Annotated in this window: 22 protein-coding genes and 1 pseudogene; 16 read left to right on the top strand and 7 right to left on the bottom strand. The window is 66.3% G+C overall.

The features are described 5' to 3' along the window. Positions 1–16: 16 nt before the first annotated feature. Both CDN38_RS09205 and CDN38_RS09200 read left to right on the top strand, forming a co-directional pair. Positions 17–739 carry a PaaX family transcriptional regulator C-terminal domain-containing protein gene (locus tag CDN38_RS09205; RefSeq protein WP_099319359.1) on the top strand — a complete coding sequence of 241 codons (723 nt, stop codon included), beginning with the start codon at positions 17–19 and terminating at the stop codon, positions 737–739. Beyond that, a complete protein-coding gene (locus tag CDN38_RS09200; RefSeq protein ID WP_075511125.1) occupies positions 736–1,500 on the top strand; it encodes a crotonase/enoyl-CoA hydratase family protein in 765 nt (254 codons plus the stop codon). The genes CDN38_RS09205 and CDN38_RS09200 overlap by 4 nt, the downstream gene beginning before the upstream one ends. Positions 1,501–1,512: 12 nt before the next feature. Here CDN38_RS09200 and CDN38_RS09195 read toward each other — a convergent pair whose 3' ends face one another. Next, entirely contained in the window at positions 1,513–1,995 is a 483-nt protein-coding gene (locus CDN38_RS09195; RefSeq protein ID WP_075511124.1) for a DUF3060 domain-containing protein, read from the bottom strand. Positions 1,996–2,010: 15 nt separating this feature from the next. Further along, the gene (locus CDN38_RS09190; protein WP_075511123.1) at positions 2,011–2,397 is read right to left on the bottom strand and encodes a DUF3060 domain-containing protein; all 387 of its coding nucleotides are present in this window, start codon (positions 2,395–2,397) and stop codon (positions 2,011–2,013) included. A gap of 248 nt (positions 2,398–2,645) precedes the next feature. Between CDN38_RS09190 and CDN38_RS09185 the strand changes: the two genes are divergently transcribed. The 8 genes from CDN38_RS09185 to CDN38_RS09150 all read left to right on the top strand — a co-directional run bounded on the left by CDN38_RS09185 (position 2,646) and on the right by CDN38_RS09150 (position 11,326). Further along, positions 2,646–3,293 (top strand): TetR/AcrR family transcriptional regulator, encoded by a 648-nt coding sequence (locus CDN38_RS09185; protein WP_075511122.1) that lies wholly within the window; start codon positions 2,646–2,648, stop codon positions 3,291–3,293. A 345-nt stretch (positions 3,294–3,638) separates the two neighbouring features. Further along, the gene (gene rpsL, locus CDN38_RS09180; RefSeq protein WP_007167812.1) at positions 3,639–4,013 is read left to right on the top strand and encodes a 30S ribosomal protein S12; all 375 of its coding nucleotides are present in this window, start codon (positions 3,639–3,641) and stop codon (positions 4,011–4,013) included. After that, positions 4,013–4,483 carry a 30S ribosomal protein S7 gene (gene rpsG / locus CDN38_RS09175; RefSeq protein WP_023370878.1) on the top strand — a complete coding sequence of 157 codons (471 nt, stop codon included), beginning with the start codon at positions 4,013–4,015 and terminating at the stop codon, positions 4,481–4,483. Before rpsL ends, rpsG begins: the two co-directional genes overlap by 1 nt. Before the next feature lie 95 nt (positions 4,484–4,578). After that, positions 4,579–6,684, top strand: coding sequence for an elongation factor G (fusA, locus tag CDN38_RS09170; RefSeq protein ID WP_075511121.1), 2,106 nt, complete (start codon positions 4,579–4,581; stop codon positions 6,682–6,684). A gap of 216 nt (positions 6,685–6,900) precedes the next feature. Continuing rightward, a complete protein-coding gene (gene tuf, locus CDN38_RS09165; RefSeq protein WP_023370882.1) occupies positions 6,901–8,091 on the top strand; it encodes an elongation factor Tu in 1,191 nt (396 codons plus the stop codon). 163 nt (positions 8,092–8,254) lie between these two features. Then, a complete protein-coding gene (locus CDN38_RS09160) occupies positions 8,255–9,055 on the top strand; it encodes an SHOCT domain-containing protein (RefSeq protein ID WP_075511120.1) in 801 nt (266 codons plus the stop codon). Between the two features lie 180 nt (positions 9,056–9,235). Further along, positions 9,236–10,054, top strand: coding sequence for a mycofactocin-coupled SDR family oxidoreductase (locus tag CDN38_RS09155; RefSeq protein WP_075511147.1), 819 nt, complete (start codon positions 9,236–9,238; stop codon positions 10,052–10,054). A gap of 18 nt (positions 10,055–10,072) precedes the next feature. Next, positions 10,073–11,326, top strand: coding sequence for an NAD(P)/FAD-dependent oxidoreductase (locus CDN38_RS09150; RefSeq protein WP_408633063.1), 1,254 nt, complete (start codon positions 10,073–10,075; stop codon positions 11,324–11,326). A gap of 3 nt (positions 11,327–11,329) precedes the next feature. Here the strand turns inward: CDN38_RS09150 and CDN38_RS09145 are convergent, their stop codons facing one another. From CDN38_RS09145 to mftR, 5 genes and pseudogenes are all read right to left on the bottom strand, one after another. Continuing rightward, the gene (locus tag CDN38_RS09145) at positions 11,330–11,719 is read right to left on the bottom strand and encodes a hypothetical protein (RefSeq protein WP_142361259.1); all 390 of its coding nucleotides are present in this window, start codon (positions 11,717–11,719) and stop codon (positions 11,330–11,332) included. A gap of 229 nt (positions 11,720–11,948) precedes the next feature. After that, complete coding sequence (locus CDN38_RS09140; RefSeq protein WP_075511118.1) at positions 11,949–12,272, bottom strand: Gfo/Idh/MocA family oxidoreductase; 324 nt, start codon at positions 12,270–12,272, stop codon at positions 11,949–11,951. Between the two features lie 55 nt (positions 12,273–12,327). After that, positions 12,328–13,482: pseudogene (locus CDN38_RS09135) on the bottom strand (YcaO-like family protein). 16 nt (positions 13,483–13,498) lie between these two features. Continuing rightward, positions 13,499–14,557, bottom strand: coding sequence for a DUF2332 domain-containing protein (locus CDN38_RS09130; RefSeq protein ID WP_075511117.1), 1,059 nt, complete (start codon positions 14,555–14,557; stop codon positions 13,499–13,501). Next, positions 14,554–15,147 (bottom strand): mycofactocin system transcriptional regulator MftR, encoded by a 594-nt coding sequence (gene mftR, locus CDN38_RS09125; RefSeq protein WP_075511145.1) that lies wholly within the window; start codon positions 15,145–15,147, stop codon positions 14,554–14,556. Before mftR ends, CDN38_RS09130 begins: the two co-directional genes overlap by 4 nt. A gap of 111 nt (positions 15,148–15,258) precedes the next feature. Here mftR and mftA point away from each other — a divergent pair, with 111 nt between their 5' ends. From mftA to mftF, 6 genes are all read left to right on the top strand, one after another. Then, a complete protein-coding gene (gene mftA / locus CDN38_RS09120) occupies positions 15,259–15,348 on the top strand; it encodes a mycofactocin precursor MftA (RefSeq protein WP_036395329.1) in 90 nt (29 codons plus the stop codon). 61 nt (positions 15,349–15,409) lie between these two features. Further along, positions 15,410–15,691, top strand: coding sequence for a mycofactocin biosynthesis chaperone MftB (gene mftB / locus CDN38_RS09115; protein WP_075511116.1), 282 nt, complete (start codon positions 15,410–15,412; stop codon positions 15,689–15,691). Beyond that, positions 15,688–16,884: a mycofactocin radical SAM maturase gene (mftC, locus tag CDN38_RS09110; protein WP_099318910.1), complete on the top strand. Its 1,197-nt coding sequence runs from the start codon at positions 15,688–15,690 to the stop codon at positions 16,882–16,884. Before mftB ends, mftC begins: the two co-directional genes overlap by 4 nt. 2 nt (positions 16,885–16,886) lie before the next feature. Further along, positions 16,887–18,059, top strand: coding sequence for a pre-mycofactocin synthase MftD (gene mftD, locus CDN38_RS09105; protein ID WP_075511115.1), 1,173 nt, complete (start codon positions 16,887–16,889; stop codon positions 18,057–18,059). Between the two features lie 67 nt (positions 18,060–18,126). Then, entirely contained in the window at positions 18,127–18,876 is a 750-nt protein-coding gene (gene mftE / locus CDN38_RS09100) for a mycofactocin biosynthesis peptidyl-dipeptidase MftE (protein ID WP_075511143.1), read from the top strand. Beyond that, positions 18,873–20,294: a mycofactocin biosynthesis glycosyltransferase MftF gene (gene mftF / locus CDN38_RS09095; protein ID WP_075511114.1), complete on the top strand. Its 1,422-nt coding sequence runs from the start codon at positions 18,873–18,875 to the stop codon at positions 20,292–20,294. The genes mftE and mftF overlap by 4 nt, the downstream gene beginning before the upstream one ends. Positions 20,295–20,301 lie beyond the last annotated feature (7 nt).

Raw genomic sequence — 20,301 nt, 5'->3', positions numbered from 1 at the left:
CTTCATGCCGAAATCGCTGGCGCGCATGACCGCCCGGTCCGTGGTGCTCAGCGTGCTGCTCGGCGCGCATCCCGCGTGGGCCAGTGCCAGCGAATTAATCAGGCTTACCGCCGATTTCGGTATCAAGGAAACGGCGTTGCGGGTGGCGCTGACCCGCATGGTGAGCGCCGGTGATCTGGTCCGGTCCGCCGACGGGTATCGGCTTTCGGATCGGTTGCTGGCCCGCCAGCGGCGCCAGGATGAGGCCATGCGTTCGCCGGTACGGGCCTGGCACGGCTACTGGCACATGATCGTCGTCACCAGTGTCGGCGACGACGCCCGCACCCGCGCTGCACTGCGAACCACCCTGCAGGACAAGCGGTTCGGTGAACTGCGTGAAGGGGTGTGGCTTCGTCCCGACAATCTCGACCTGAAACTGGCCCCCGACATGCGCGCCCGGGTGCGGGTGTTCAGAGCGCGCGATGACGCACCCACCGAGCTGGCCGCGCGACTATGGGACCTCGCCGAGTGGGCCGACGCCGGCCAGCAATTGCTGGAGGAGATCTCCCACGCGGCAGACATTCCCGGCCGCTTCGCGGTGGCCGCCGCGATGGTCCGTCATTTGCTGACCGACCCGATGCTGCCCACCGAGCTGTTGCCCGCGCAGTGGCCGGGAACCCGGCTGCGTGAGGCATACCACGACTTCGCCATCGAGCTGGCGAAACGCCTTGACACATCCCAACTCCTGGAGGCGACATGAGCGATCTGGTGCACGTGGACCGCAACGGTTCGGTGACCACGGTGGTCATCAACCGGCCGGCGGCACGCAACGCGGTCAACGGCCCGACGGCCGCCGCGCTCTACTCAGCGTTCGAGCAATTCGACCGCGACGACACCGCATCGGTAGCGGTGCTGTGCGGCAATGGTGGAACCTTTTGCGCCGGAGCCGATTTGAAGGCTTTCGGCACAGCGGAGGCCAATGCCGTACACCGGACGGGGCCAGGTCCGATGGGGCCCACGCGGATGGTGTTGTCCAAACCGGTGATCGCCGCCGTCAGTGGCTACGCCGTAGCCGGTGGTCTGGAATTGGCCTTGTGGTGCGACCTGCGGGTGGCCGAGGAGGGCGCCGTGTTCGGCGTGTTCTGCCGCCGCTGGGGCGTACCGCTGATCGACGGCGGCACGGTGCGGCTGCCGCGGCTGATCGGGCACAGCCGGGCGATGGACATGATCCTTACCGGCCGGGCGGTGGCGGCCGATGAGGCGCTGGCGATGGGACTGGCCAATCGGGTGGTGCCCAAGGGGCAGGCGAGGCAGGCGGCCGAGGCAATGGCGGCCGAGTTGGCGGCCCTGCCTCAGCAGTGTCTGCGGTCGGATCGGTTGTCGGTGCTGCACCAATGGGGACTGCCGGAGTCGGCGGCGCTCGATCTGGAATTCGCCAGCATCTCCCGGGTGGCGGCCGAGGCCTCGGCGGGGGCCGCACGCTTCGCGGGGGGTGCCGGCCGCCACGGCGCGCCGGCGTGACCCGACGGCGCGTCAGCCGCCCTTGTTGATGGTGTTGCCCGATCCGATGTTGTCGACTTTCGGGTCACCGTTCTTGTAGGTGATGGTGTTGTTGAGCCCCAACACGCTCAGCTGCTGGTCGATCTTGTCGAAGGTGATCTTGTTGTTGGTTCCGCCGATGGTCACCGTCGAGCAGGTGCCGTTGACGGTCAGGGTGTTTTCCGAACCGGCGACATTCAGTGACTTGCCGTCGGCGCAGTCCAGGGTGGCGGTCGTCCCGATCGATCCGTAGTTCAGCGTGTTGCCGATCTCGATCGATGCGGTTGTCGGGGGGCCGGCCGATGTGGACGGCGCCGCGGTACCGCTGCTCGTCGCGGTTGTGGGCTTTGCGGAGCTGCTGGTGGCCGGCGGGGGATTGGCCGTCGAACTGCAGCCGACCAGCCCGACGGCCGTTGCGCCCAGTGCCAGTGTCAGAGCGATCGCGGACAGCCGCGAGGTAGGGACGTGAGCGCGCATAGGCTCCTCGATTCCTTAGGGGCCCACTCGCTGGAGCCGGTTGACCATACCCAGTTCGCGGCCGCGATCCCAGATGAACGGATCGCCGTTCTTGAAGAACACCGTCTGATCCCAACCGTAGACGGTGATGTCGTTGATCACCGTGTCGGCAACGACGGTGTTGGACGAGCCCATCACCGTCACCGCCCAGCACGTTCCCTTCGCGGTGATGATATTGGCGGTGCCGTTGACCAACAGCGTGGAATCGTTGCAGTCCAAGACCTGCTCGAGGCCCTCGCCGGTGATATGGGTGTCGCCATTTTTCGCGTGCGCGGCCGGTGGTAGCGCGGTTGACGTGACGGCGGTGGTGACGATGGTGACGACGCAGCTGGCCAGTGACGCGGCGGCGGTTGTCCATTTCACAGCGGGCCCCCCTCCGTTGGGCGCGTGATCGGTGCTCGATTGAGGTGTGCACCTAGCCTAGGTGTAGTCCCCTGCCCGACGACAGCGTTGAGCTCATTTGGTTGGCACCCCGCCGCGGCCGCGTTTGGCCCGGTCGATCCACGGTCGCGTCAACTAGAGTCATTAGTTGACCCACCGTTGACCTCCCACAACCGCAGCGGCGATGACCCACTGTCATTCGCACGTGGAGCAATTGAAGGACGATCGTCATGGCAGCTTCGCCGGAACCCCCGTCGACGGCTGGGCGCCAGCGTGCCGTGAAAGTTGCGGCGCGGCCGGCCAAGTTGAGCCGAGACACCATCGTCGAGGGCGCCCTGACTTTCCTGGACCGGGAGGGCTGGGATTCGCTGACCATCAACGCGCTGGCCAACCAACTGGGGACCAAGGGGCCGTCGCTGTACAACCACGTGGACAGCCTCGAAGACCTGCGCCGCGCGGTGCGGGTGCGGGTGATCGACGACATCATCACGATGCTGAACAGGGTTGGCGAGGGGCGCGCCCGCGATGACGCGGTATTGGTGATGGCCGGTGCGTACCGCAGCTATGCCCACCACCATCCCGGTCGGTACTCGGCATTCACCCGGATGCCGTTGGGCGGCGACGATCCCGACTACGCCGCGGCGACCAGAAGCGCCGCCGCGCCGGTGATCGCCGTGTTGTCGTCCTACGGCCTGGAAGGCGAAGAGGCCTTTTACGCGGCGCTGGAGTTCTGGTCGGCACTACACGGGTTTGTGCTGCTGGAAATGACCGGCGTGATGGATGAGATCGATACCGACGCGGTGTTCTCCGACATGGTGTTGCGCCTGGCGGCGGGGATGGAAAAGCGCACCGCGGAGCACGGTGCCAAGCAGGCCTAACGCTGATTGGGGACGCCCGGGTAACGGATCTCCGCTTGGTCCGGGCACCACTTTGACCTGCCTGACCGGCGAGCGGTATTGTGGTTGCTCGTGCCTGGCGGCCTACAGCGCCCGACTTGAGGGCGTGGATGCCGGGCCAATTCGCATGTCCATGATGTCACCGAGATGTCAAGGACGAGGCGGATTGAGTTCGGAGGCCAACCGCATGCGACACACCCGGCAGCGGGGTACGGCGTTTATACGACGTTTATTCCGAGGCAGGGCATAACTGCAGTACAAGACTTGACAACTAACAGTACGGGGACCGGTACCGGACCCTCAGACAGCGACACAGAAAGCCGGTAGATGCCAACCATTCAGCAGCTGGTCCGAAAGGGTCGTCGGGACAAGATCGCCAAGGTCAAGACCGCGGCCCTCAAGGGCAGCCCGCAGCGCCGTGGCGTGTGCACCCGGGTGTACACCACCACTCCGAAGAAGCCGAACTCGGCGCTTCGCAAGGTCGCGCGGGTGAAGCTGACGAGCCAGGTCGAGGTCACGGCGTACATCCCCGGCGAGGGTCACAACCTGCAGGAGCACTCGATGGTGCTGGTCCGTGGCGGCCGGGTGAAAGACCTGCCCGGTGTGCGGTACAAAATCATCCGCGGTTCGCTCGACACCCAGGGAGTGAAGAACCGCAAGCAGGCTCGCAGCCGTTACGGCGCCAAGAAGGAGAAGAGCTGATGCCGCGCAAGGGGCCGGCGCCCAAGCGTCCGTTGGTCAACGACCCGGTGTACGGGTCGCAGCTGGTCACCCAACTGGTGAACAAGGTTCTGCTGAAGGGGAAGAAATCGTTGGCCGAGCGCATTGTTTATGGTGCGCTCGAACATGCCCGCGACAAGACCGGCACCGATCCCGTCATCACCCTCAAGCGCGCTCTCGACAACGTCAAACCGGCCTTGGAGGTCCGCAGCCGCCGCGTCGGTGGTGCGACCTACCAGGTGCCGGTCGAGGTGCGCCCGGACCGGTCGACCACGTTGGCGCTGCGCTGGCTCGTCGGCTACTCGCGGCAACGCCGGGAGAAGACGATGATCGAACGGTTGGCAAACGAGATTCTGGATGCCAGCAACGGCCTCGGGGCCTCTGTCAAACGGCGTGAGGACACCCACAAGATGGCCGAGGCGAACCGCGCCTTTGCGCATTATCGCTGGTGAGAGCCGCCGGCGAAAAGCGGCCGGGCGCAACCGACAGCGAACTAACGCGAACTAACGCGAACTAAATACGCAACCGAAAGAGTGGGAAGACTTCTGTGGCACAGAAGGACGTGCTAACTGACCTGAGCAGGGTCCGCAACTTCGGCATCATGGCACACATCGATGCCGGCAAAACCACGACGACCGAGCGAATCCTGTACTACACCGGCATCAACTACAAGATCGGTGAGGTGCACGACGGCGCCGCGACGATGGACTGGATGGAGCAGGAGCAGGAGCGCGGCATCACCATCACCTCTGCTGCGACGACGACGTTCTGGAAAGACAACCAGCTCAACATCATTGACACGCCGGGACACGTCGACTTCACCGTCGAGGTGGAACGCAACCTGCGGGTGCTCGACGGGGCCGTCGCCGTTTTCGACGGGAAAGAGGGCGTCGAGCCGCAGTCCGAGCAAGTCTGGCGCCAAGCCGACAAGTACGACGTGCCGCGCATCTGCTTCGTCAACAAGATGGACAAGATCGGCGCCGACTTCTACTTCTCGGTGCGCACCATGGAGGAGCGGCTGGGGGCCAACGCCGTGCCGATCCAGTTGCCCATCGGCTCGGAGGCCGACTTCGAGGGCGTCGTCGACCTGGTCGAGATGAACGCCAAGGTGTGGCGCGGCGAGACCAAGCTGGGCGAGACCTACGACACCATCGAAATCCCGGCCGACCTGCAGGAAAAGGCCGAGGAATACCGCACCAAGCTGATCGAGACCGTCGCCGAGACCGACGAGGAGTTGCTGGAGAAATACCTCGGCGGCGAGGAACTCACCGTCGCCGAGATCAAGGCCGGGATCCGCAAGCTGACGATCGCCAGTGAGATCTACCCGGTGCTGTGCGGCAGCGCCTTCAAGAACAAGGGCGTGCAGCCGATGCTCGACGCCGTCGTGGACTATCTGCCGTCGCCGCTGGACGTGCCGCCGGCCATCGGCCACCCGCCCGGCAAGGAGGACGAAGAGGTCGTCCGCAATGCGACCACTGACGAGCCCTTCGCCGCGCTGGCGTTCAAGATCGCGACTCACCCGTTCTTCGGCAAGTTGACCTACATCCGGGTGTACTCGGGCACCGTCGAGTCCGGCAGCCAGGTCATCAACGCCACCAAGGGCAAAAAGGAGCGGCTGGGCAAGCTGTTCCAGATGCATTCCAACAAGGAGAACCCTGTCGAACGGGCCAGCGCCGGCCACATCTACGCGGTGATCGGCCTCAAGGACACCACGACCGGTGACACGCTGGCCGACCCGAACAACCAGATCGTGCTCGAGTCGATGACCTTCCCCGACCCGGTGATCGAGGTGGCCATCGAGCCCAAGACCAAGAGCGACCAGGAGAAGCTGAGCCTGTCGATCCAGAAGCTGGCCGAGGAGGATCCCACCTTCAAGGTGCATCTGGATCAAGAGACCGGTCAGACCGTGATCGGCGGGATGGGCGAGCTGCACCTGGACATCCTGGTGGACCGGATGCGTCGGGAGTTCAAGGTCGAGGCCAATGTCGGCAAGCCGCAGGTGGCCTACAAGGAGACCATTCGCCGCGTGGTGGACACCGTCGAGTACACCCACAAGAAGCAGACGGGCGGCTCCGGCCAGTTCGCCAAGGTGATCATCAAACTGGAGCCGTTCACCGGCGAAGACGGTGCGACCTACGAGTTCGAGAACAAGGTCACCGGTGGCCGTATCCCGCGCGAGTACATCCCGTCGGTCGATGCCGGAGCCCAAGACGCCATGCAATACGGCGTCCTTGCCGGCTACCCGCTGGTGAATCTGAAGGTCACCCTGCTCGACGGTGCCTTCCACGAGGTCGACTCCTCAGAAATGGCATTCAAGATCGCCGGTTCCCAGGCGCTGAAGAAGGCGGCGGCACAGGCGCAGCCGGTCATCCTGGAGCCGATCATGGCCGTCGAGGTCACCACGCCCGAAACCTACATGGGCGATGTGATCGGCGACTTGAACTCCCGCCGTGGTCAGATTCAGGCCATGGAGGAGCGGGGCGGTTCGCGTGTCGTCAAGGCGCACGTGCCGCTGTCGGAGATGTTCGGCTACGTCGGCGACCTGCGGTCCAAGACTCAAGGCCGGGCGAACTACTCGATGGTGTTCGACTCCTATGCCGAAGTGCCGGCTCAGGTGTCGAAGGAGATCATCGCGAAGGCGACGGGCGAGTAGGCGGCGCGAGGTGACGGCGAGTGAGCGAAGCTCACGAGTGAGGACCCGAGCAATCGGGACAAGCCTACTCGGCAAGGAGTCGAGCAATGAGCACAGCGAAGGCGACGGGCGAGTGAGCCGAGCGTTGCGCGTAAGCTAGCCCGGTCAACACCGCGGCATAACTGAAAAACATCAAAACTGCTTTTATAAGCACCAACAGTCCAGGAGGACACAAAAGTGGCGAAGGCGAAGTTCCAGCGGACCAAGCCCCACGTCAACATCGGGACCATCGGTCACGTTGACCACGGCAAGACCACCCTGACCGCGGCTATCACCAAGGTCCTGCACGACAAGTTCCCGGACCTGAACGAGTCGAAGGCGTTCGACCAGATCGACAACGCGCCTGAGGAGCGTCAGCGCGGTATCACCATCAACATCGCGCACGTGGAGTACCAGACCGAGAAGCGGCACTACGCACACGTCGACGCGCCGGGCCACGCCGACTACATCAAGAACATGATCACCGGCGCCGCTCAGATGGACGGTGCGATCCTGGTGGTCGCCGCCACCGACGGCCCGATGCCGCAGACCCGTGAGCACGTGCTGCTCGCGCGTCAGGTGGGTGTGCCCTACATCTTGGTCGCGCTGAACAAGGCCGACGCCGTCGACGACGAGGAGCTGCTCGAGCTCGTCGAGATGGAGGTCCGCGAGCTGCTGGCCGCGCAGGAGTTCGACGAGGACGCCCCGGTAGTGCGGGTCTCGGCACTGAAGGCCCTCGAGGGCGACCCCAAGTGGGTGGAGTCGGTGGAGCAGCTGATGGATGCGGTCGACGAGTCGATCCCCGACCCGGTCCGTGAGACCGACAAGCCGTTCCTGATGCCCGTCGAGGACGTCTTCACGATCACCGGCCGCGGCACCGTGGTCACCGGTCGTGTGGAGCGCGGCGTGGTCAACGTCAACGAGGAAGTCGAGATCGTCGGCATCCGCCCGACGACCACCAAGACCACCGTCACCGGTGTGGAGATGTTCCGCAAGCTGCTCGACCAGGGCCAGGCCGGCGACAACGTCGGGCTGTTGCTGCGTGGCGTCAAGCGTGAGGACGTCGAGCGCGGCCAGGTCGTCATCAAGCCCGGCACCACCACCCCGCACACCGAGTTCGAGGGCCAGGTCTACATCCTGTCCAAGGACGAGGGCGGCCGGCACACGCCGTTCTTCAACAACTACCGTCCGCAGTTCTACTTCCGCACCACCGACGTGACCGGTGTGGTGACGCTGCCGGAGGGCACCGAGATGGTGATGCCCGGTGACAACACCAACATCGCGGTGAAGCTGATCCAGCCCGTGGCTATGGACGAAGGTCTTCGGTTCGCGATCCGTGAAGGCGGCCGCACCGTCGGCGCCGGCCGGGTCACCAAGATCATCAAGTAGCGCTAACCGGTTCATCACCAGGCCCGGATTGCCGATCACGGCAATCCGGGCCTGGTGCTTGTTGCCCTCGGCAAGCGACCGGGGCCGCGGCGCAGTATGTGATCGGTAGCCGAGCATGCGCGCTAATCTGACACGACCTAACCGTAAAGCGAGGAGCAGGCACATGCTGGCGCGCTATATCAAGATGCAGTTGTTGGTGCTGTTGTGCGGCGGTCTGGTCGGGCCGATCTTCTTGATCGTCTATTTCACGCTGGGCGTGGGCAGCCTGCTGTCGTGGATGTTCTATGTCGGTCTCCTGATCACCGTGGCGGATGTGCTGATCGCGCTGGCATTGACCAATTGGGGCGCCAAGACGGCGGCCAAGACGGCCGAACTCGAGCAGCGCGGCGTATTGGTGCTCGCGCAAATCACCGGCCTCACCGAAACCGGGACCCGGATCAACGACCAACCAGTGGTCAAGGTGCACCTGCACATCGCCGGACCCGGCATCATGCCGTTCGACAGCGAAGACCGGGTCATCGCCAGCGTGACCCGGCTCGGCAACCTGACCGCACGCAAGCTCGTCGTCCTGGTCGATCCGACCACCCAGCAATACCTGATCGACTGGGAGCGCAGCTCTCTGGTCAACGGCCTGCTCCCGGCGCAGTTCACCCTGGCCGAGGACAACAAGACCTACGACTTGAGCGGTCAGGCCGGCCCGCTGATGGAGATCCTGCAGATCCTGAAGGCCAATGGCATTCCACTCAACCGAATGGTCGACATCCGGTCGAATCCGGCGTTGCGCCAGCAGATCCAAGCGGTGGTGCGACGGGCGGCCGAGCAGCAGGCGCCGGCATCCCAGCCGGCCGCCTCGCAGGCGTCGATCGCCGAGCGGCTGCAGGAGCTGGAGTCGCTGCGGGCCAGCGGCGTGGTGAACGATCAGGAGTACGCCAGCCGGCGCGCCCAGATCATCGCCGAGATCTGAGCGGGCCAGTCGCCGGCCCGTTGGACCCAGTAGCGGCGATCCGAGCGGCCGTCCAGCCCGCTCGGGTAGGGCTTTCGGTGGGCCACACCGCCGGCCCGGGCCGCGTCGTCACCCCGTTGCCGGGCGTTAGAACACGTTCCAATTCCGCTGCTAGCCTGACAGGCGGCGAAAGGGGTGCACGTGGCTGGATCACTACAGGGACGGGTCGCATTCGTCACCGGAGCTGCCCGCGCTCAGGGACGGTCGCACGCGGTGCGGCTGGCCCGGGAGGGGGCCGACATCATCGCGCTGGACATCTGCGCGCCGGCGTCCGACTGTCTCACCTACCCCGCGGCCACGCCGGAGGACCTCAACGAGACCGTCCGCGCGGTAGAGGCGGAGGGCCGCAAGGTGCTGGCGCGCGAGGCCGATGTCCGCGACGGCGCGGCGCTACAGCAGCTGGTGGCCGATGGCATCGAGGCGTTCGGTCGGTTGGACATCCTGGTGGCCAATGCCGGAGTGCTGGGCTGGGGGCGGCTCTGGGAACTCACCGATGAGCAGTGGGACACCGTCGTCGGGATCAACCTCACCGGCACCTGGCAGACGCTACGCGCCGCGGTGCCCGCCATGATCGAGGCGGGCAACGGCGGGTCGATCGTGGTGGTCAGCTCTGCGGCGGGGCTGAAGGCCACGCCGGGTAACGGACACTACGCGGCGAGCAAGCACGGATTGGTTGCGTTGACCAACACGCTGGCGCTCGAGCTCGGCGAATTCGGGATCCGGGTCAACTCCATCCACCCGTATTCGGTCGACAGCCCGATGATCGAGCCGAAAGTGATGATGCAGATATTTGCCAAGCACCCCGGCTATGTGCACAGCTTTCCGCCAATGCCGTTGCAGCCCAAGGGATTCATGACCCCCGATGAGGTATCCGACGTGGTCGTGTGGTTGGCCGGCGACGGCTCGGGCACGCTGACCGGAACGCAGATACCCGTCGACAAGGGCGCCTTGAAGTACTGACGCGCGATCGTGTATGAACTGCAGGTGACCAGTAGCGAAAGCGTAAACGAAGTTGACGCGGGCCCGGAGACCAGCCCGGACTCCGGTTCTGGTAACGGGATCGTGATCGTCGGTGGGGGACTGGCCGCAGCCCGGACCGCCGAGCAACTGCGCCGGGCCGGCTACGCGGGTCGCCTCACGATCGTCAGCGACGAGGTCCACCTCCCCTACGATCGGCCGCCGTTGTCCAAGGAAGTGCTGCGCAAGGAGGTCGACGACGTCGCCCTCAAACCCCGCGAGTGGTACGACGAGAAGGACATCACCCTTCGCCTGGGTTCGGCGGCCACCGGCCTCGACACCGTCGCGCAGTCACTGACCCTGGCCGACGGAACCGTGTTGGGCTACGACGAGCTCGTCATCGCGACCGGTCTGGTGCCGCGGCGGATTCCGACGTTCCCGGACATCGAGGGCATTCGGGTGCTGCGGTCCTACGACGAGTGCATGGCGTTGCGCTCCCACGCGTCGGCCGCCACCCGCGCCGTCGTCGTCGGGGCCGGCTTTATCGGCTGCGAGGTGGCTGCCAGCCTGCGCGGTCTGGGTGTGGCCGTGGTGCTGGTCGAGCCGCAGCCAACGCCGCTGGCGTCGGTGCTCGGCGAGCAGATCGGTCAGCTGGTCGCCCGTCTGCATCGGGCCGAGGGCGTCGACGTGCGCACCGGCATCGGCGTGGCCGAGGTCCGCGGTGCGGGCCATGTCGACATGGTGGTCCTGACCGACGGCACCGAACTGCCGGCCGACCTGGTGGTTGTCGGAATCGGGTCGCATCCGGCGACCCGCTGGCTCGACGGAAGCAGCGTCAAAGTCGACAACGGCGTGATCTGTGACGCAGCCGGACGCACCAGTGCGCCCAACGTATGGGCGCTCGGTGACGTCGCCTCCTGGCGGGATCCGATGGGACACCAAGTGCGCGTGGAACATTGGAGCAATGTTGCCGACCAGGCCCGGGTGGTGGTGCCGGCGATGCTGGGCCGCGATGTACCGTCCAACGTGGTCGTCCCCTATTTCTGGAGCGATCAGTATGACGTCAAGATCCAGTGCCTGGGTGAGCCGCACGCCACCGATATCGTCCACCTCGTCGAGGACGACGGCCGAAGGTTCCTGGCCTACTACGAGCGCGATGGTGTGCTGGTCGGTGTCGTAGGTGGCGCGATGCCGGGCAAGGTCATGAAGCTGCGGTCCAAGATCGCCGCCGGCGCGCCCATCTCCGAAGTGCTGGAATCACCGGATGCCGGTTGAGCCTCATTCAGCGAGGGTCTGACGGGTCCGCGTGGCCGTTGCCAGCTCTGCCACGGCGGTCAGCCATTCGGCCGTCTGGTGGTCCGGCTGATTTCCGGTGTCGATTTGCTGACGGAATTCCCGTAACGCTCGACGGTTCGCCTGCACACGCTCGTCCATCAATCCCGAAAACGTGTAATCTCCGGTGCGCACGTTTGCCACAGCGGATCGTGGTGCCGCGCAACTGCATTCGGACGTCTGCAGCCAGATGACCGGGCCGGCGTATGAGTGCAGCAGCAGACTGCCGTCTGGGAATCCGATTTCGATGCGCTGCGGCACGGGGCTGTCGCTCCCGTCGTCGGCGGCGCCGACGTCATGGCTGCATTGCACGCGTACCGGCACGTCGTCGATCACCCCGCGGAAGCTCGTGAACGGGTGTTGTGGTGTAGCGCTAGGCGCCACTTCGCGCTCCAGTGCCGACCCGGCCAGTGAGCCCACGCCCGAGCAGATCGAATGTGGCATACGCCGATCGGGGCGCGGTAACGACGGAGGCGTACGTCGGCGGGTTCGACGCACGGCGCTGACGGCATTCGCCGACGAACGCACGCGCCGGGCTCCCCGAAGTGGCAGTTGACGGCGTGAATCACCTTCGCCGACAAGGCGTCTTGACGCAGTTCCGGAGTAGGTCGGCGCGCACCGGGTGCTCCATCAGGACGTGGACACCGCGGCGCAGCAGCTGTGCGGTCACCATTCCCGGGGTTGGCGGCGGAAGCGCGACGATGGCGGCCCGCGCCTCGTCGGCAACTTCGGCGACGCTTGTCCAGAGCGGAACATGTCGCCGCGCGGAACGCTCGCTGCCGGCGGCTTGTATGCCGACCAACTCGAACGAGTCGGTCAGTTCCTGCAGCGACGGGACGTAGCAGGCGCCGTAGTTGCTGCCGCACAGAACTATCGGTGTCGCGCTCACAACAGCATCCGAGGATACTCGGCCGGGCCGACGGCGAGCTCGCGTTCGGGCACGCTCAGCCGACCTCCTGCAGCGGGGTTCGCATCGGTGACGCCACCGAGGACAACGACAGGCCGGACCGCGACGACTTTCACGACGGGAACGCAGGCGCCGGGGGAATCGCACACCACCGCCACCGCTTCTATCCCGGTCCGACGCGCAACCGCCGTCGCGGCTGCTGCTACCAGGGTCGGCAACGAATCGGTGTCCGGTACCCACCACGACGCCGGGGCCGCCACCGGAATACGGGTTGCCGATCGGACATCGCTGGCGGCCGGCGCTTCGGTGAGCCGCTCATAGATCGTTGCCGGGATGTCTTCACGCGTGCCGCTGATAGCGGTGAGCCGGGATTGAGCGGCCAAGGTGATCGCCCGCGACAAGGCCACCTTCGGGTCATGCTGCAAGCCGCTGCCGCCGAACTGCACGCTCGATGTCGGTGAAATCAGTTCGGCTGCAAAGCAGTAATGGTCCTGCCACACGTCCAGGCGGGCAATGCGCAATTGACTGCCGGCTCGATGAACCTGGTCGACCAGATCGGCGCAGTCAGCGCCATCGAGATCCGGTGGCCGCACAGCCCACATCGTCGATCCGGCCACCGCCGTACCCACGGCATGTCGTTCCATGATCTCGTACAGCCCGTGTAAAGCGGCCTCGCAATAGCTGTTGCCGGACGCCAGCCTTGGGTGTGCATGGTGAACATCGGTGGTTCCCACCGGTCGTTCACCGAAATATCCACCGCCACAACGGACCACGGCCAGCAGAGTTGTCGCGGCCATCCGGTCGAGCCCGGCGCCGCGGTGATGCGAACCGGAATCGTAGGTCAACGCCGGGTCGAGATCATCGGCGGAGGTAAACCTCAAGTCGGCGGTGGCGTTCTCAGCATGCCAATACTCCAGCGACTCCATCACGGCCGAAACCTGGCCGCGCGGTAGCTGGTCGCTTTTCCCTGGCTCACCGATGCCGTCAGTGACGCCGGGCGCACCGCCTGCACGGTGGGAATACCGAGACTGTCCAGCCAGGTGATATCGGCGACGCGAGTGATACCGGCGGCGGAAAGCAGGGGTTGTACGGCCTGCCATGTCTCCTCGGGGCTGATGGTCCGGTGCGTGCCGGTGCGGTGGCCCCCTAATGGCGCGGGTAATGTCGTCCGATCGGCAGACAGGCCCGCGATGTAGGCGCGACAAACACTACTGCCAGGTCACCGGCGGCCCATGCGGATGACATTCGCCCAGGACCCGCATCCGCCCGTCAGGCCAGCTGGCGGCGCGGATCAGGAACTTCAGCGGACTGCCGGGTCCGCTGCGCGCCGGCTCGAGCGTCAGGTGCGCGAACGGGGTGCGGGTGCCGGCTTGCGCGCCCAGATGCTCGACCGCGGCGCGGATCGCGGCCCGCTCGTCGGCGGACAGGTACTGCCAGGTGATCGAATGCCACAGCACCGTCAGCGCGCCGTCGGCCAGTGTCAGAGCGCCGACCGCCTCGGCCGCGGTCCGACGGTGCAGTTGCGCCGGAACCTTCCGGGCGACCTCGATGGCGCCACGCAGCCGTTGCAGTCGGGCGTGCTGGTCGGGCCAGACGAAGCTCAGCACGGTCAATTCGCCGTCGGCGTCGGTCACATCGATGGGCGAGATGTCGTAGCCGTGGCGCTCGACGATGCGCACCGCAGCGGGCGGCGGCAACCGACCGTGCCACGCGTCGTCGATCGTCACCGGTGTCTCGGCCGGTCCCCACTGGCCGCCGTCGTAGCGGTAGCGGTACCGGTCTGCCCGCAGATTCAGACCGGCGCTGGCACCGATCTCGAAAAGTCTTATCGGCAAGTTGAATTCGTGGTTGGCGTGTAGCAGGCCGCCGATCAGCGCGGCGGATCGGCCGACCTCGTTGGTTTGTGGTGGTTGGTCCAGGGCCGCGAGCAACGCATCGGTGCGATTGACCGCGACGCGCACGATGTCTGGCCAGGCGGCTGTGGCATCCCAGCTGCCGCCGGTGCTCGGATACCAGCGGCGCAACGTCGGCGCCCGGCCGTCGAGCACCAACCGGTGCAGGCCGCCGAGCAGACGCAGCGGCACCGCGTGGCGTGCTGGGTCGTCCTCGTGGCCGGCCAGGATGGTCGCGAAGACCCCGCCCGCTTCGACGTCGGCGGCCACAAGTTCGGACAGGTCGCCGTACATCGGCGAGCCGGAGCCGGCGCAGAACCGTCCCTGCGATCGCAGGGTGTGCAGCAGGTGCTCCCTGTTCGTGGGGCCGCTCATCCCAGCCGGTCCAATCCGGCGCCGGCGACGTCGAAGGCATTCCCGAGTGCCTCGGGCAGCGAGACGGATTCGTCACCCAGCCAGTATTCGTAGGCGCTCAAAGCGACCCCGAGCATCGTCCAGGCGATGGTCTGAGGCAATAGGTCGGTGGTCTTGCCGCCGAGCCTGCGGGCCACGAACCCGGCGATCACCGCTCGCCAGCCGGCATACATCGTCATCGAATATGCCTGCAGCTCAGCAGTTTCCAGGATGATACGCATGCGCTGGCGGTGCCGGACGGTCTCGGAGTCGTCGAAGGTGTTGAACGCCAGCAGCGCCGCGCGCAAGGCCGCGCCTAGTCGGATCTGCGGATCGATGTTGTCGAGCAGGTGCTGTAACTGCGCGAGGTGAGCGTCGAAGTCACCCCACGGAATCGCGTTCTTGGATGCGTAGTAGCGAAAGAGGGTGCGACGGGCGATGCCGGCCGCCTGTGCGACGTCGTCGACGCTGACCTCGGCGAAACCGCGGGCGGCGAACAACTCGATGGCAACGTCGGTGATGTGATGCTTCGTCGTCGAGCGGCGCCGGCCCACCCGCGACTGGTGCAGCATCAGACCCCGCCCTTTCATTTCGGCACTCGATGCCATATTCTGGCGATCAGTGTGACCAGTACCACCTCACATTGTCGAGGCCCGGGACGACCCAGGACGAAAGGTATCCACGTGGACCACGAGACTGACACCGACGTCGAGCTCGTCACCGAGACCCTGGTTGAAGAGGTTTCCATTGACGGCATGTGCGGGGTCTACTGACGCGGTGCCGGATTGCCCGGCTTCTCCTCGGGCCGCTACGCGGCCCGCATCGCCGCCGGGCGTGCCGGACGACTTCGACCCGGATCGCGGCTGGCGACTGCATCCGCAGGTGGCGGTTCGGCCCGAGCCGTTCGGTGCGTTGCTGTATCACTTCGGCACCCGCAAGCTGTCGTTTCTGAAGAATCGCACCATCCTCACGGTGGTGCAGTCGCTGGCCGACTACCCCGACGTGCGCTCCGCATGTCGCGGCGCGGGTGTCGACGACGCGGCGCAGGGTCCCTATCTGCATGCGCTGGGTGTGCTGGCCGCTTCGGCGATGCTGGTTCCGCGGGAGGGCCGGTGACGGTGCCCCGGCTCATCGAGCAGTTCGAACACGGGCTGGACGCGCCGATCTGTCTGACGTGGGAGCTGACCTACGCCTGCAACCTGGCGTGTGTGCACTGCCTTTCGTCGTCCGGCAGACGTGATCCGCGCGAGCTGTCCACGCGCCAGTGCAAGGACATCATCGACGAGCTGGAACGCATGCAGGTGTTCTACGTGAACATCGGCGGTGGTGAACCCACGGTGCGTCCCGACTTTTGGGAGCTGGTGGATTACGCGACCGCCCACCGCGTCGGCGTGAAGTTCTCCACCAACGGCGTTCGGGTCACCCCCGAGGTGGCAGCGCGGTTGGCGGCCAGCGACTACGTCGACGTCCAGATATCCCTCGACGGCGCGACCGCCGAGGTCAACGACGCGGTCCGCGGCACCGGGTCATATGCGATGGCGGTGCGCGCTTTGGAGAACCTGGCCAAGGCCGGCTTCGGCAAGACCGGAGCCGCCAAGATCTCGGTGGTGGTCACCCGCCACAACGTCTCCCAGCTCGACGAATTCGCTGCGCTGGCAAGCCGTTACGGCGCCACCTTGCGGATCACCCGGCTGCGCCCGTCGGGGCGGGGCGCCGATGTCTGGGAGGACCTGCACCCCACCGCCGATCAGCAGGTGCAGCTCTACGACTGGCTGGTGCTCAACGGCGAGAAGGTGCTCACCGGCGATTCCTTCTTCCACCTTTCCCCGCTGGGCGAATCCGGGGCGCTGGCCGGCCTCAACATGTGCGGCGCCGGTCGGGTGGTCTGCCTGATCGACCCGGTGGGCGACGTGTATGCCTGCCCGTTCGCCATCCATGAGCGCTTCCTGGCCGGAAACGTGTTGTCCGACTCCGGTTTTGGGACTGGCTTCGACAACGTTTGGAAGAACGCTCCGTTATTTCGTGAACTGCGGGCGCCGCAGTCCGCGGGCGCCTGCGGCAGCTGCGGGCACTACGACAGCTGCCGAGGCGGCTGCATGGCGGCCAAGTTCTTCACCGGCCTGCCGCTGGACGGGCCGGATCCCGAATGCGTCCAAGGACACGGTATGCCGGCCCTGGCCCGGGACCGCGATACCCCGCGCCCCCGCGTCGACCACTCCCGGAAGAAGAATGGACCGGTGCCCCTGACGCTGACCGTCCGTCCGCCGGCGCACCCGCCGGCCAGGCTCTGCAACGAAAGCCCGCTGTAGTCATGGCCGATGCCTGGTTCGAAACGGTGGCGATCGCCCAGCAACGCGCAAAACGGCGATTGCCCAAGTCGGTGTACTCGTCGCTGATCGCGGCAAGCGAAAACGGAATCACGGTCGCCGACAATGTCGCGGCATTCGCTGAACTCGGCCTCGCGCCACACGTCATTGGTGCGACGGAAAAGCGTGACTTGGCCACGACCGTTATGGGCCAAGACATTTCGCTGCCGGTGATCATTTCACCGACCGGTGTGCAGGCGGTCGATCCCGACGCCGAGGTGGCCGTCGCCCGGGCGGCGGCGTCCCGGGGCACCGCGATGGGCTTGTCTTCGTTCGCCAGCAAACCGATCGAGGAGGTCGTCGCCGCCAATCCTAAGATCTTCTTCCAGATCTACTGGCTCGGCGGCCGCGACGCCATCGCCGAACGTGTCGAACGGGCACGGCAGGCCGGAGCGGTGGGGCTGATCGTCACCACCGACTGGTCGTTCTCGCATGGGCGCGACTGGGGTAGCCCCAAGATCCCCGAAGAGATGAGCTTGTGGTCGGTGGTACAGCGGTTCCCGGAGGCGATCGTCCGGCCGCGCTGGTTGTGGAAGTTCGGCAAGACGCTGCGCCCACCGGATCTGCGGGTGCCCAATCAGGGCCGCCGCGGCGAACCCGGGCCAACGTTCTTCGCCGCCTACGGCGAGTGGCTGGGCACACCGCCGCCGACCTGGGAAGACATCGCCTGGCTGCGCGAGCTGTGGGGTGGCCCGTTCATGCTCAAGGGAGTGATGCGGGTTGACGACGCCAAAAGAGCTGTCGACGCCGGCGTTTCCGCGATATCGGTATCCAACCACGGCGGCAACAACCTGGACGGCACGCCCGCCTCGATTCGTGCTCTGCCCGCCGTGGCGGCAGCGGTGGGCAACCAGATCGAGGTGTTGCTGGACGGCGGTATCCGGCGGGGCAGCGACGTCGTCAAGGCGGTGGCGTTGGGAGCGCGCGCGGTGATGATCGGCCGCGCGTACCTCTGGGGACTGGCCGCCAACGGCCAAGCCGGCGTGGAAAACGTCCTCGACATCCTGCGCAGCGGCATCGACTCGGCGCTGATGGGTCTCGCGCATAGTTCGGTCCATGACCTGCGGCCGGACGACATCATCGTGCCCGCCGGTTTCGCTCGGGCATTGGGTGTGTAACTTCCAAGTAAATTCCGGCTGCGTCAATATCGGTGGCGCCGAAAAAAATTCAGTAGAAGAGGTAACAATCGGTGCACGGCAGGTAAATTCGGCCTACCATCGGCGAGTGCCCGTACGCGGCGAACTGGGGAACTCGACGTCGAGCCAGCTACCAAGCATCTCGCCGTCGATAGTGGTTCCATTAGGGTCTACCGAACAGCACGGACCGCACCTGCCACTGGATACCGACACCCGGATCGCGACCGCCGTCGCCCGGGCGGTGGCCGCGCGCATGTCCCGGCCGGACTGGCTGGTGGCTCCCGCGATCGCCTACGGCGCCAGCGGTGAGCATCAGAGTTTTGCCGGGACCATCTCCATCGGTATCGACGCGCTGGCCGTGCTGCTGGTGGAGTACGGCAGGTCGGCCAGCTGCTGGGCCGATCGGCTGGTTTTCGTCAACGGTCACGGCGGCAATGTCGAGGCGTTGCGCCGCGCGGTCGGCCTGCTGCGCTCCGAAGGTCGTGACGCCGGATGGTGCTCGTGCAGCGCCGTGGGCACCGACGCCCATGCCGGTCACACCGAAACATCGGTGTTGCTGCATATTTCGCCGGACGATGTGCTGACCGACCGGTTGCTGGCCGGCAACGGCGCGCCGCTGCCGGAATTGCTGCCGTCGATGCGGCGCGGCGGAGTCGCGGCCGTCAGCCCGACCGGGGTGCTGGGCGACCCGACCACGGCGACGGCGGCGGCGGGGAGACGGATCTTCGCGGAGATGGTCGATGATTGCCGGCGTCGGATCGCCCGGTGGTTGCCCGGACCCGACGGAATGCTGGCATGACCCAGACCCGACTGCCGGATGGGTTCGCGGTGCAGGTCGACCGCCGCGTGCGGGTGCTCGGCGACGGCTCGGCCCTGCTCGGTGGTTCACCGACCCGGCTGCTGCGGCTGGCTCCCGCCGCGCAGGACATGCTTTCCGACGGCCGGCTCAAGGTACGCGACGAGCTCAGCGCGCAGCTGGCCCGCACCCTGCTGGATGCCACGGTGGCGCATCCGCGCCCCGCCAGCGGTCCCTCGCATCGCGACGTCACCGTGGTTATACCGGTGCGCGACAACATATCTGGTGCGCGCCGGCTGGTGGCCTCACTGCGTGGATTGCGCGTCATCGTGGTCGACGACGGGTCGGCGTGCCCGGTCGAGTTAGAAGACTTTCCCGGGGCGCGTTGCGACATCGAGGTGCTGCATCACCCGCGCAGCAAGGGTCCGGCGGCGGCACGTAACACCGGTCTGGCGGCCTGCGCCACCGACTTTGTGGCATTCCTGGATTCCGACGTGGCGCCACGCCGGGGATGGCTCGAAGCGCTGCTGGGCCACTTCTGTGATCCCACCGTCGCCTTGGTCGCGCCCCGCATCGTCGGGATGGCGCAAAGCGAGAACCTGGTGGCTCGTTACGAGGCGGTGCGCTCGTCGCTCGATCTCGGTCTGCGGGAGGCGCCGGTGTTACCGCACAGCCCGGTGTCCTATGTGCCGAGCGCCGCGATCGTCTGTCGTGCCGCCGCCCTGCGCGGTGTGGGCGGTTTCGACGAGACGCTGCACTCGGGGGAGGACGTCGACCTGTGCTGGCGGTTGATCGAAGCCGGCGCCCGGCTGCGCTACGAGCCGATCGCGCTGGTCGCGCACGACCATCGCACCCAGCTACGGGACTGGATCGCGCGCAAGGCCTTCTACGGCGGTTCGGCCGCGCCCCTGTCGGTGCGGCACCCCGACAAGACCGCGCCGCTGGTGATTTCCGGCTGGGCCCTGACGGCCTGGATCCTGATGTCACTGGGCACCGGGCTTTGGCAGCTGGCGTCGCTGGTCATCGCGGTGGTGACCGGTCGCCGCATCGCCAGGACCATGCGCAGCGCCGACACCTCACTGTCGGATGTGCTGGTAGTCACCACACGCGGATTATGTTCCGCGGCTTTGCAGTTGGCGTCGGCTATGTGCCGGCACTACTGGCCGGTGACCTTGGTCGCGGCCCTGCTGTTTCGGCGTTGTCGGCGGGTCGTGCTGGTCGCCGCGATCATCGACGGCGTGGTCGACTGGCTGCGCCGCAAAGAGGCCAGGGATGGCGACGCCGGCGATGCCGAACCCATCGGCGTGCTGACCTACGTGTTACTCAAGCGCGTCGACGACCTCGCCTACGGCCTGGGCCTGTGGTACGGCGTGGTGCGCGAACGCAATGTCGGCGCGCTCAAACCGCAAATTCGGGTGTAACGGCCAC

This window comes from Mycobacterium ostraviense, from assembly GCF_002705925.1.
GTDB classification, from domain to species: Bacteria; Actinomycetota; Actinomycetes; order Mycobacteriales; family Mycobacteriaceae; genus Mycobacterium; species Mycobacterium ostraviense.
The sequence above is the reverse complement of the archived record's forward strand: the minus strand, read 5'-3'. Positions and strand labels throughout refer to the sequence as shown.

Coding starts and splice junctions, on each gene's coding strand:
- CDN38_RS09200 (WP_075511125.1), top strand. CDS start 736: ATGAGCGATCTGGTGCACGTGGACCGCAACGGTTCGGTGACCACGGTG.
- CDN38_RS09195 (WP_075511124.1), bottom strand. CDS start 1,995: ATGCGCGCTCACGTCCCTACCTCGCGGCTGTCCGCGATCGCTCTGACA.
- mftR (WP_075511145.1), bottom strand. CDS start 15,147: ATGCTGCACCAGTCGCGGGTGGGCCGGCGCCGCTCGACGACGAAGCAT.
- CDN38_RS09160 (WP_075511120.1), top strand. CDS start 8,255: ATGCTGGCGCGCTATATCAAGATGCAGTTGTTGGTGCTGTTGTGCGGC.
- rpsG (WP_023370878.1), top strand. CDS start 4,013: ATGCCGCGCAAGGGGCCGGCGCCCAAGCGTCCGTTGGTCAACGACCCG.
- CDN38_RS09130 (WP_075511117.1), bottom strand. CDS start 14,557: ATGAGCGGCCCCACGAACAGGGAGCACCTGCTGCACACCCTGCGATCG.
- mftD (WP_075511115.1), top strand. CDS start 16,887: ATGGCCGATGCCTGGTTCGAAACGGTGGCGATCGCCCAGCAACGCGCA.
- CDN38_RS09185 (WP_075511122.1), top strand. CDS start 2,646: ATGGCAGCTTCGCCGGAACCCCCGTCGACGGCTGGGCGCCAGCGTGCC.
- mftF (WP_075511114.1), top strand. CDS start 18,873: ATGACCCAGACCCGACTGCCGGATGGGTTCGCGGTGCAGGTCGACCGC.
- rpsL (WP_007167812.1), top strand. CDS start 3,639: ATGCCAACCATTCAGCAGCTGGTCCGAAAGGGTCGTCGGGACAAGATC.